Source organism: Aeromonas sp. S19(2024) (assembly GCF_041402625.1).
Classification (GTDB): domain Bacteria; phylum Pseudomonadota; class Gammaproteobacteria; order Enterobacterales; family Aeromonadaceae; genus Aeromonas; species Aeromonas caviae.
The window spans coordinates 174,054-185,323 of the sequence record NZ_JBGLQU010000007.1; the positions used below are offsets into that span (position 1 = coordinate 174,054).

Sequence of the window (11,270 nt, forward strand, 5' to 3'; positions counted from 1 at the left end):
AAAGCATTCAAACAACACGGACGGCCCTTCGCCGTCACCGACATCATCTTCGCCGACATTCGTGCACTGTAAGAGGGAACGTACATGACAGGTTTCAAACAGCATAAAGGGATCGTCGTTCCCCTCGACAGCGCCAACGTCGACACCGATGCCATCATTCCCAAGCAGTTCCTGCAGAAGGTGAACCGCATCGGCTTTGGCAAGCACCTGTTCCACGACTGGCGCTTCCTGGACGATGCAGGGGAACAGCCCAACCCGGAGTTCGTACTGAACAAACCGCAATTCGCTGGTGCCAGCATCCTGCTGGCCCGCGAGAACTTCGGCTGCGGCTCGAGTCGTGAGCACGCCCCCTGGGCGCTGGCGGACTACGGCTTCAAGACCATGATCGCTCCGAGCTTTGCCGACATCTTCTACGGCAACGCCATCAACAACGGCATGGTGCCGGTTCGTCTGAAAGAGGAGGAGGTCGACGCCCTGTTCCAGCTGGTCGCCGCCCAGCCGGGTATCGAGATCGAAGTGGATCTGGAGGCCAACCAGGTGCGTGCAGGCAGCCTCACGTTCAGCTTCGAAATCGACGAGTTCCGTCGCTACTGTCTGCTCAACGGGCTGGATGCCATCGGTCTGACCCTGCAGCACGAGGCCGCCATCAGCGCCTTCGAGGCGAAGCAGCCAAGCTGGATTTGACGAGCCAGCGACAAGAAAGCGAGTAGAATCAACAGGGAGCCGAGGCTCCCTGTTTTATTGTCGGGTCGCTGTACAAAGCCCGCCACCTCTGCATGTCCGACAGGAGACACCTATGTCCGCAAGGGGCGCCCTTTCATTGCTCTGCATGCTGATCAGCCTCCCGGCCCTGGGCGGGCAGACCTCTTTCACCAACAGTGGCGGTCAGCTCAACGTCGGCTGGCAGGACAGGGAGGGCAAGGCGCAGCAGCTCAGCTACCGGCTGGAGGCGGGCAAGCTGCCCCCTCTCATCGCTTACCGTCCGGCCAGGATGCAGGAAGACGTACTGCAAAGCCTGCTGCAACAGGCCCCCCTGGCGTTCCCCGAGGTGCAGTTCTCCCTCGTTCGCCCCGCCATGAGCCTCAGCATCAAGAGCCGCAACGCCGACAAGGCGCGGGAGGCCTCCCAATGGGTCAAGCCCGAGCAGGCCAAACTGGAGGCCGCCTGGCTCACGCAACACTACTTCCAGCCCTTCACTGCCCCCGACGGCGCTCCCGCCATCAAGCAGGATCATGTGCGCATCGCCCTGGAGAGCCGGGACGAACTGGCCCCGTTGATGGAGCAGCTCAAGCAGGAAGGGGCCACCGAGACCGAGGCGCGCCAGAAGACGGTGGCCCACATGCTCGACTTCATCCAGGCCATCCCCTATCAACTGCTCGACAGCCAGTCGGGCCGCTCTGGCAAGGGGTTTCTGAGCCCGCGCCAGGTGCTGGAGCAGAACCGGGGGGATTGCGACAGCAAGGTGACCCTGATGGCCGCCCTGCTGGCCCAGGGGTATCCCGATCTCAAGCAGGCCATGGTGTTCGTGCCGGGACATGCCCTGCTGGGGGTGGCCCTGCCAGCCAAACCGGGGGACGCCACCTTGAGCCGGGCGGGGGAGATCTACCTCCTGATGGAGCCGACCGGCCCGGCCCAGCTGCCCATGGGCCAGCTCGCGCCCACCAGCAAGACGCTGGTCGACAGCGGCCAGTTGAGCGTGCAACCGGTGCAGGATGAGGGGAAATGAGACAGGCCAGCCCATGGCTGGCCTGTCTCGAGGAGGACGGGCGCCCGGGTCTCAGGTGAGGGAGAGAAACTCCAGCGCCAGCAGGAGACCGTCTTCTTCCTCCAGCACCCGCACGATGCGGGCCTGGGCCTCGAAGGGAGGCAGCAGATTGCTGCTGGTCGCCAGGCTCACCCGGATGGGCTGGGCCAGATCGAACTCGTGCTTGTTCACCTCGACGCCCATGCCGTTGGCGCTGAGATCCCGGCAGACCCCCTCCAGCACCTGCTGATGCTGGAACAGGGTGACGGGGGCATTGATGACCATGCGCTGGAAGGCACGTCTTTCCTTGGTGCTGGTGATCACTGGGGACTTCCTCCTTGGTGGTGGCTCGCACGATGCGGCCCGTGAAACATAGTGCTGGCCTCCCCCCAGGAACGCCAATACAATGCGATGCGTTGCTCAAACGGGGTGCGGTTTACCGCTGAGATTATACCCGTGAACCTGATCCAGATAATGCTGGCGGAGGAATTTGAGGCATGGCGCGTGTTTTTTGTGCCCTCATCCGCCGGCGCTCACCACACGCGAGGTGCCATTGATGAGCACCCCGACATCCACAGGAGTGCCATTGATGAAGACCCTGCTGCTGATCGCCACCAGCCTGCTCTCTGCCCAGGCGTTTGCCGCCGACACCCTCACCGTCTACACCTACGGCTCCTTCGCCGCCGAATGGGGGCCGGGCCCCAAGATCAAGCAGGCCTTCGAGAAGGAGTGCGGCTGCACCCTCAATCTGGTACCCCTCGAGGATGGCGTCGCCATCCTCAACCGGCTGCGGCTGGAAGGCCTGCACAGCAAGGCCGACATGGTGCTGGGGCTGGACGATGCCCTCATCAGCGAGGCCAAGCAGAGCGGCCTGTTCGCCCCCCATTCCACCAGGCTCGATGACCTCAAGGTGCCGGGTGGCTGGCAGGACGACACCTTTGTCCCCTATGACTACGGCTACTTCGCCTTCGTCTATGACAGCAACAAGCTCAAGCAGCCCCCCAAGAGCCTGAAGGAGCTGGTGGCGCGCCCCGATATCAAGGTGATCTATCAGGATCCCCGCACCTCCACCCCTGGTCAGGGGCTGATGCTCTGGATGAAGTCGGTCTACGGGGATGAGGCACCGACCGCCTGGGCGCAACTGGCCAAAAAGACGGTCACCGTCACCAAGGGGTGGTCAGAGGCCTACGGCATGTTCCTCGACGGCGAGGCGGATATGGTGCTCTCCTACACCACCTCCCCCGCCTATCACCTGATCGCCGAGAGCAAACCCCAGTACCGGGCGGCCGCGTTCGAGGAGGGACACTACCGCCAGGTGGAAGTAGCGGCCAAGCTCAAGGGCGCCACACAGGGCAAACTGGCTGACCAGTTCCTGCAATTCATGGTGAGCCCCGCCTTCCAGAACGAGATCCCCGGCGGCAACTGGATGTATCCGGTGACAGACGTGGTGCTGCCCAAGGGGTTCGAACAGATGATCACCGTAGCGAAGCCGCTCACCTTCAGCTCTGACGAGGTGGCCGCCAACCGCAAGGGGTGGATCCGCGAATGGCTGCAAGCCGTCACCCAGTGAGTTCAGGTCGTCGTTCCCTCTGGTGGCTGCCCGGCAGTGCAGCCACCCTGGTCATCCTGCTGCTCTCCATTGGGCCGCTGGTCGCCCTGTTGTGGCAGGCGGGGGCCCTTTCCCCCCGCGCCCTGCTAGGCGATCCCTACCTGCGCCACGTGCTGGGTTTCAGCCTCTGGCAGGCACTGCTCTCCACCCTGCTGAGCCTGGGGCTTGCCATCCCGGTGGCCAGGGCCCTGGCGCGACGCCGTTTCACCGGACGCCGCCTGCTGCTCAAGCTGTTCGGCCTCTCCCTGGTGTTGCCGGTCATCATCGCCATCTTCGGCATGGTGGCGGTGCACGGCCGCCAGGGCTGGCTGCCGCAACTGCTGCACGGCCTGGGCATGGATCCCGGCAACTACCTCTATGGCCTGTTCGGCATCCTGCTGGCCCATGTCTTCTTCAACATGCCGCTGGCCGCCCGCCTAATCCTGCAGAGCATAGAGAGCATCCCCGAGTCCTCCTGGCGCCTCGCCAGCCAGCTCGGCATGCGCTCCTCCCACATCTTCCGGCTGCTGGAGTGGCCGCTCATCCGCGGCATATTGCCGGGGCTCGCCAGCCTCATCTTCATGCTCTGCTTCACCAGCTTCACCACAGTGCTGGCGCTCGGGGGCGGCCCCAAGTCCACCACACTGGAGGTAGCCGTCTACCAGGCGCTGCGCTTTGACTTCGATCTCGCCACCGCTGGCGGGCTCGCCCTGGTGCAACTGCTGCTGACCCTGGCCCTGCTCCTGCTGCAACACAAGCTGCAGACCACCCCGGCCAGTCGCCTCACCAGCCGTCGCCCCTGCCTGCGTCCCGACAGACACCAGAAGGGCAGCGCGCTGGTGGATGGCCTGGCCCTGACCATGGGGCTCGCCATCTTCCTGCCGCCCCTGCTGGCCATCGTGGTCGCCGGGTTCAACCCCGGTCTGCTGGCAGCGCTCGGCTCACCCCGGCTGTGGCAGGCAGGGGGGCAGTCTCTGGGCATAGCCCTGGCGGCGGGCTCCCTGGCCACTTTGCTCGGCGCCGGGCTGCTGCTCACCAGCCGGCATCTGAGGGTGCGGGATCGCAAACGGCGGGCCGCCGCCCTGTGGGAGGCCAGCGGCTCCATGATCCTGATGATCCCAGCGGTGGTGCTCTCCACCGGCCTCTTCATCCTGTTCATGCCCTTCACCGACGTCTTTGCCCTGGGCCCCTGGCTGGTGGTGCTGGTCAACGCCCTGATGGCGCTGCCCTATGTGCTGCGTACCCTCTCCGCTCCCATGCAACTGGTGGTGCGCCAGTACGATCGGCTGGCGGACAGCCTGGGGGTGCGCGGCCTGCATCGCCTGCGCCTGGTGGAGTGGCCCCTGCTGCGCCGCCCGCTGGCCCTGGCCATGGCGCTCTCGATGATATTGTCCCTCGGGGATCTCGGGGCCATCGCCATGTTCGGCAGCCAGACCCTCACCACCCTGCCCTGGCTGCTCTATCAGCAGCTCGGCAGCTACCGGCTGACCGAGGCGGCCGCCACCGCCCTGCTGCTGCTCACCCTCTGCTTCTCCCTGTTCTGGCTGGTGGAGCGGGGACTGGGAGGCAGACATGTGGATCACTGATCCCCGGCGGCATTGCCGCCCCCCAGCCCCCAGGATCCGGCCGGGCACGCCCCTGGGGCGCCCCTTGGGGCAGTCACTCACGCTGCCTTTCATCAATTTTTCTTACTTGTTGTTCTATAAAACGACATTCAGGAGCCAAACATGCTGGTAATTGAGGAACTGGTCACCAGTTATCCCGACTGGCAGGTGACCTTCAGTGCGACCTTGCCCAAGGGGGAGATCACCGCCCTCATCGGTCCGAGCGGCGCCGGCAAGTCCACCCTGCTCGGCATGATCGCGGGCTTCGTGCCGGTGGAGTCGGGCACCCTCACCTTCGACGGCCAGGATCTGCTGTCACTGGGCCCCGCCGAGCGCCCGGTCACCACCCTGTTCCAGGATCACAACCTCTTCCTGCACCTGTCGGTGTTCGACAACATCGCCATCGGCCTGCATCCCGGCCTGCGCTTGAATCCGGCCCAGAAAAGGCAGGTGCAGGAGGCCGCTGACAAGGTGGGCCTGGGGGAGATGCTGACGCGCCTGCCGGAGCAGCTCTCCGGCGGCCAGCAGCAGCGGGTGGGGCTGGCCCGCGCCCTGGTGCGGGGCAGGCCGCTGCTGCTGCTGGACGAGCCCTTCTCGGCCCTCGATCCGGCCCTGCGCCGGGAGATGCTGGCGGAGGTCGCCCGCCTCGCCTGCGAGCAGGGCATCACCGTGCTGATGGTCTCTCACAACCCCGAGGATGCCCAGCTCATCGCCGATCAGGTGCTTTTCATCGACGCAGGGCGCATCGCCTTGCAGGGCAAGCCGGATATCCTGCACAGCAGCGATCACCCCGGGCTGCTGCGCTACCTGGGCCGACCGAGAGAGGCATGAGATAGGCGGGATCAAAAAAGGGGAAGCCGTCCGGCTTCCCCTTTCTCATGCAGAGATCCCGTCAAATCAGAGATTTTCCTCGGCGAACGAAGCCAGCCTGCTGCGCACCACCCCGTTCAGGAAGATGTTGGCACTGCCGTCGAAGTCCTTGAACCGCTCGACGATGTAGGTCAGACCCGAGGTCACCGGGCTCAGGTAGTTGGAGTCGATCTGAGCCAGGTTGCCGGAGCAGACGATCTTGGTCCCCTCCCCGCAGCGGGTGATGATGGTCTTGATCTGGGACGCGGTCAGGTTCTGGCACTCGTCCAGCAGCACGAAGGTGTTCTGGATGCTGCGCCCGCGCATGAAGTTGACCGATTTGAACTGGATATTGGCCTTCTCCATGATGTAGCTGAGCGACCCGCTCATGTTCTCGTCCTGCTTGTGCAGCACCTCCAGGGTGTCGGTCACCGCCGCCAGCCAGGGCATCATCTTCTCCTCCTCGGTGCCGGGCAGGAAGCCGATGCTCTCGGCAATTTCCGGGGTATTGCGGGTGACGATCACCTTCTCGTAGATCCCCTTCTCGATCACCAGCTCCAGCGCCGCCGCCATGGCGAGCAGGGTCTTGCCGCAGCCCGCCGGGCCGGTCAGGATCACCAGGTCGATGTGCGGATCCAGCAGGGCATCCAGCGCCATGCCCTGATAGACGTTCTTGGGGTGCACCCCCCAGGCCTTGCGGGACATCAGCCGCTCGCGGCCGAGATCTTTCAGGCGGATCTTGTTGCCGTCGTGGCTCAGTACCCGCGCGGCAAAGAAGTTCTCCTCGTCCAGCAGGTACTGGTTGACGTGGACTCCCTCCAGCAGGTTGGCATCGATGACGTGGACCGTATCGCGGCCATGGGTTTCGCTGTCGCACTCGCCGACCCGCTCCCAGAAGCTGCCGGGCACCACCTGGAAGCCCTTGGCGAGCAGGCGGATGTCGTCGATGAGCTGGTCGCTGCGGTAATCCTCCACATGGGCAAGACCTGCTCCCTTGGCCTTGAGGCGCATGTTGATGTCTTTGGTGACCAGCACCACCTGACGCTTCATCTCGTGCTTTTGCAGATAGAGGGCGGCGTTGATGATGCGGTTGTCCGCCTCCTTGTCGGTGAACACCTCGGCATCCTGGGGCAGATGGTGATCGCTGAAGATGGAGATACGGCCGCTCGCCTCGCCGGCCAGTGCCACTCCTTGCACTATCTGCTCCGGAGTCGCATCGCGGAACACATCTTCCAGGGCACGGATGGCGATGCGGGCATCACGGCTGACGTCCTTCTGGCGATCCTTGATGTTGTCGAGCTCTTCGAGCACCGTCATGGGGATGAGCACGTCGTGCTCTTTGAAGGAGTAGATGGCGAGGGGTTCGTGAAGCAGAACGTTGGTATCCAGGATAAACAGCTTTCGGTCCGTGTTGTCCATAAGCATCCTCCTTGGCACTGAAGGTGCCACGTGTGTGAATCTCAGATGTCATTGAAACCACACGGCCGTGACAGTTTTATTACCCCCAACGCTACGCCCGAATTTACCGGTGCGCAACAAATCGCTGCCATCACGGGCGTCGTTCGAACATAAAATCAGCAACGAAAAGGCCGGCATGTTGCCGGCCTTTGGTGGCAATCAGCACCTCAACCGCACTTGGAATCCCCGCAATTGAGACAGGTCATGCAGCCATCCTTTTGCACCAGCGCCTTGGTGTGGCACTTGTAGCAGAGCGCGGCACTGGGTGGGAAACCGCTGCCCGCCGGCTGCTCTTCTGCCTGTTGCTGTGCCTGCAATTGCGCCTGCTTCTCGGCCAGGAACGCCTGCTGGTGCTCGTCCAGCCCGGGCACCTTGAGCATGCCGATCTCGGTGAGATGGGTTTCGATCACGTTGCCAATTTCGGCGATGAGAGAGGGCACGTACTTGCCCTTGTTCCAGTACCCCCCCTTGGGATCGAACACGGAGCGCAACTCCTCCACCAGAAAGGTGACGTCCCCTCCCTTGCGAAACACCGCCGAGATGATGCGGGTCAGCGCCACTATCCACTGATAGTGCTCCAGGCTCTTGGAGTTGATGAAGATCTCGAACGGGCGCCGGGTCTCGTGCACCGTGCCCTCGTTGAGAATGATGTCGTTGATGGTGATGAACAGCGAGTGCTCGGAGACATGCTCCGGCGTTTTCAGCTTGTAGGTGGTGCCCATCAACCGCTCCGGGCGCAGCACGGTTTCATGCATGTGCACCACGTCATCCTTGGGCGTCGGCGCATCTTGCGGCTCATCCCGGGTTTTTACCTTGTAGGCGACGATTTTTCTGTCGATCTTCTTGACCATGTCTCGTCCTCAGAACTTGCCGTAATAGCCTTCTTTCAAGGCGTCATAGAGGTTGGCGGCGGTGTGCAGCTCGCCATCGTATTCGATCTCCTCGTTTCCCTTCGCCGTGATGACGGTGCCATCTTCCAGGGTGAACTCGTAACTGGTGTTCTCCAGATCCTTCTCCTTCACCAGCACGCCCTGGAAGGCGGCCGGGTTGAAGCGGAAGGTGGTACAGCCCTTGAGGCCGGAGTCCGAGGCATAGAGGTAGATATCCTTGAACTGCTCGAACGGAAAATCGGTCGGCACGTTGGCGGTCTTGGAGATGGAGGAGTCGATCCAGCGCTGAGCCGCCGCCTGGATATCCACGTGCCCGGTCGGCGTGATGTCGTCCGCGGTGATGAAGTAATCCGGCAGGCGGCTACCCTCCTCCTCGGCATAGGGCATGGCGGCCGGGTTCACCAGCTCCCGATAGGCCAGCAGCTCGAAGGAGTAGACATCCACGCTCTCCTTGCTCTTCTTGCCCGGTTTGATGACATTGCGGCTGTAGTGGTGGGCAAAGCTCGGCTCGATGCCGTTGCTGGCGTTGTTGGCGAGCGACAGGGAGATGGTACCGGTCGGCGCTATGCTGCTGTGGTGGGTGAAGCGTCCACCCACCTCGGCCAGCTCGGCTACCAGAGCAGGATCCACCTCGGCCACCTGCTGCATATAGCGGCTGTAGCGGGCATGCAACACCTTGCCCTTCACCTTGTCGCCGAGCTTGATGCCATCTGCCGCCATTTCGGGGCGCAGACGCAGCATCTTGCCGGTGACTTCGAACTCCTGCTCCATGATGGGGGCCGGCCCCTTCTCCTTCGCCAGACGCAGAGACTCCTGCCAGCCGGTCATCGCCAGCTCCTGGGAGACCTGTTCGGTGAAGGCGACGGAGGCCGCAGAGCCGTACTTGATGCGCAGCATGGTGAGGGTCGAGCCCAGCCCCAGGAAGCCCATGCCGTGGCGACGCTTGGCGGTGATCTCCTCGCGCTGCTTGGCCAGCGGCAGCTGGTTTATCTCCACCACGTTGTCGAGCATGCGGGTGAAGATGGCCACCACCTTGCGAAACGCTGGCCAGTCGAAGGCGGCCTGCTCGGTGAAGGGATTGCGCACGAAGGTGGTCAGGTTGACCGAGCCCAGCAGGCAGGCCCCATAGGGCGGCAGAGGCTGTTCACCGCAGGGGTTGGTGGCACGGATCTCTTCGCAGAACCAGTTGTTGTTCATCTGGTTCACCTTGTCGATCAGGATGAAACCGGGCTCCGCATAGTCGTAGGTAGAGGTCATGATGACGTTCCACAGCTTGCGCGCGGGCAGGGTCTTGTAGACCTTGCAGGCCACCTGGCCCAGCTCGTTGATCACCACACCCTCCTTGTTGGGCCAGTCCGCCCAGACCACCCTCGCAGGGTCATCCAGCGCGATGCCATCCTGCTCCACCTCCTTGGCGGTGTAGGGGAAGATCAGTTGCCAGGGTGCATCCTCTTTCACCGCACTGACGAACTCTTCGGTGATGAGCAGGGAGAGGTTGAATTGACGCAGCCGACCATCCTCCCGCTTGGCCTGGATGAACTCGACGACGTCGGGGTGACGGATATCCATGGTGCCCATCTGGGCGCCACGACGGCCACCGGCAGAGGAGACGGTAAAGCACATCTTGTCGTAGATATCCATGAAGGAGAGCGGCCCGGAGGTATAGGCCCCCGCTCCCGAGACGAAGGCTCCACGCGGTCGCAGGGTCGAGAAGTCGTAACCGATGCCGCAACCCGCCTTCAGGGTCAGCCCCGCCTCGTGCACCTTGCCGAGGATATCGTCCATCGAATCCTCAATGGTGCCGGAGACGGTGCAGTTGATGGTGGAGGTCGCCGGCTTGTGCTCAAACGCCCCGGCGTTGGAGGTGATACGGCCCGCTGGAATGGCACCATTGCGCAGGGCCCACAGGAAGGGTTCATACCAGGTGTCGGGTTCGCGCTCCTGCGCAGCCAGCGCGCGAGCGACACGCTGGTAGGTCTCGTCGATGGAGCCGTCGATGGGGGCGCCATCCTTGCTCTTGAGACGATATTTGCTGTCCCAGATCTCGAGAGACGTCTCCTGCAGAGGGATCTGGCGGCTGGCGGTGACGCCCTCCAGTACCGGAATGGATTTAGCCATGGTCAATCAACCTCCTGTGAATGGGGCAATATCGTGACAAAAATACTACCAGTAGTAAGTTTAAGGACTTAAAACACAATATGTTGTGATTTATCCGTCGTAAGGGCGCCGATTCTATCCTAAAAAAATGCCCCGGCCAGCAGATTTCTGGGCCAGGGCATTTAACCGGTTCAATTTCCGAGAGATTTAAAGCGAGAGACTATCTCAGGGTTTCTTGACGTATACGCTCGGTGTCTCACCCGCCATATTCAGATAGAACTCATAGACGCCATCCGCCTCGGGCGAGAACTTCATGTCCTCATACTTGGAGCACGGGTTGACCGGTACAGGTTCCCCGCCGAGCACGGCAACGCCATCGCTCGGGCTCTTGTAACCGAAGTTGGTGCCACAACTCCAGCCGGAGTCGGCAAACTTGAACTTGTAAGGAGCCCACTCTTTCTTGAGCGTCCCCTTGGCCATGTAGAGCTTGTCGGCAACCTTGACGACCTTGCTTTCGTCGGTGGCCATCCAGTCGTTCATCTCACCACGCAGGTAGATGGACTTGCCGCCGAAGTCACTGTTGTCCGCCGCCGCCTGCTCTGCAGCACCATTGGATGCGCAACCGCCTAATACCAGGGTTCCCGCCGCCAGCATCATCGTTACTGTTCTTTTGAACATGTGTCCATTCCTCAAATTATTGTGATTCCTTGGTCCATCGATGTGGACCCGGGAATTAAACCAGAGCAGGCATGACAAGAAAGGTAGAAGCATCACATTCTGTGCTTTTTATATCCAGAACGCAGGCTTTCGAATAGATGTTGAGCAGAGACAAGCCACAAACAAGTCGATATTGGCTGGGATGATGAATGCGAGTATCAGAAAACACGGCGAGAAACAGCACCATAGTGCCCGTTTGCCCTCCAGTGAGGGCTGAATTTCAGGCAATAAAAAACCCCGCTCGAGTGAGCGGGGTTTCTTGTATTGGGTGCCTGGCAGTGTCCTACTCTCGCATGGCGAATGCCACACTACCATCGGCGCTA

Annotated in this window: 10 protein-coding genes and 1 riboswitch; of the genes, 5 read left to right on the forward strand and 5 right to left on the reverse strand. The window is 62.2% G+C overall.

The genetic code is table 11. The features are described 5' to 3' along the window. Window positions 1-84: 84 nt before the first annotated feature. Both leuD and ACB037_RS15365 read left to right on the forward strand, forming a co-directional pair. A complete protein-coding gene (gene leuD / locus ACB037_RS15360; protein WP_010673151.1) occupies window positions 85-684 on the forward strand; it encodes a 3-isopropylmalate dehydratase small subunit in 600 nt (199 codons plus the stop codon). 112 nt (window positions 685-796) lie between these two features. Continuing rightward, entirely contained in the window at window positions 797-1,726 is a 930-nt protein-coding gene (locus tag ACB037_RS15365) for a transglutaminase domain-containing protein (protein ID WP_371175530.1), read from the forward strand. Window positions 1,727-1,777: 51 nt separating this feature from the next. On the opposite strand, the gene ACB037_RS15370 is transcribed toward ACB037_RS15365, so the two are convergent. Then, on the reverse strand, window positions 1,778-2,068 hold the full coding sequence (locus tag ACB037_RS15370) for a PilZ domain-containing protein (protein WP_010673149.1): 291 nt from the start codon (window positions 2,066-2,068) through the stop codon (window positions 1,778-1,780). Window positions 2,069-2,159: 91 nt separating this feature from the next. Beyond that, a riboswitch (TPP riboswitch) is annotated at window positions 2,160-2,250 on the forward strand. 83 nt (window positions 2,251-2,333) lie between these two features. Between ACB037_RS15370 and thiB the strand changes: the two genes are divergently transcribed. The 3 genes from thiB to thiQ all read left to right on the forward strand — a co-directional run bounded on the left by thiB (window position 2,334) and on the right by thiQ (window position 5,767). Further along, entirely contained in the window at window positions 2,334-3,314 is a 981-nt protein-coding gene (gene thiB, locus ACB037_RS15375) for a thiamine ABC transporter substrate binding subunit (protein WP_268452343.1), read from the forward strand. After that, window positions 3,290-4,918, forward strand: a complete 1,629-nt coding sequence (gene thiP, locus ACB037_RS15380; RefSeq protein ID WP_239054055.1) for a thiamine/thiamine pyrophosphate ABC transporter permease — start codon at window positions 3,290-3,292, stop codon at window positions 4,916-4,918. The genes thiB and thiP overlap by 25 nt, the downstream gene beginning before the upstream one ends. Window positions 4,919-5,059: 141 nt before the next feature. Next, a complete protein-coding gene (gene thiQ / locus ACB037_RS15385; RefSeq protein ID WP_052816553.1) occupies window positions 5,060-5,767 on the forward strand; it encodes a thiamine ABC transporter ATP-binding protein in 708 nt (235 codons plus the stop codon). 66 nt (window positions 5,768-5,833) lie between these two features. Here the strand turns inward: thiQ and ACB037_RS15390 are convergent, their stop codons facing one another. The 4 genes from ACB037_RS15390 to ACB037_RS15405 all read right to left on the reverse strand — a co-directional run bounded on the left by ACB037_RS15390 (window position 5,834) and on the right by ACB037_RS15405 (window position 10,908). Next, window positions 5,834-7,204 (reverse strand): PhoH family protein, encoded by a 1,371-nt coding sequence (locus tag ACB037_RS15390; RefSeq protein WP_010673145.1) that lies wholly within the window; start codon window positions 7,202-7,204, stop codon window positions 5,834-5,836. Window positions 7,205-7,410: 206 nt separating this feature from the next. Continuing rightward, window positions 7,411-8,094: an NrdJb gene (locus tag ACB037_RS15395; RefSeq protein ID WP_045523810.1), complete on the reverse strand. Its 684-nt coding sequence runs from the start codon at window positions 8,092-8,094 to the stop codon at window positions 7,411-7,413. Window positions 8,095-8,103: 9 nt separating this feature from the next. Then, window positions 8,104-10,251, reverse strand: coding sequence for an adenosylcobalamin-dependent ribonucleoside-diphosphate reductase (locus ACB037_RS15400; RefSeq protein WP_371175531.1), 2,148 nt, complete (start codon window positions 10,249-10,251; stop codon window positions 8,104-8,106). Window positions 10,252-10,455: 204 nt separating this feature from the next. Further along, window positions 10,456-10,908, reverse strand: a complete 453-nt coding sequence (locus ACB037_RS15405) for a pullulanase (RefSeq protein WP_279988786.1) — start codon at window positions 10,906-10,908, stop codon at window positions 10,456-10,458. Window positions 10,909-11,270 lie beyond the last annotated feature (362 nt).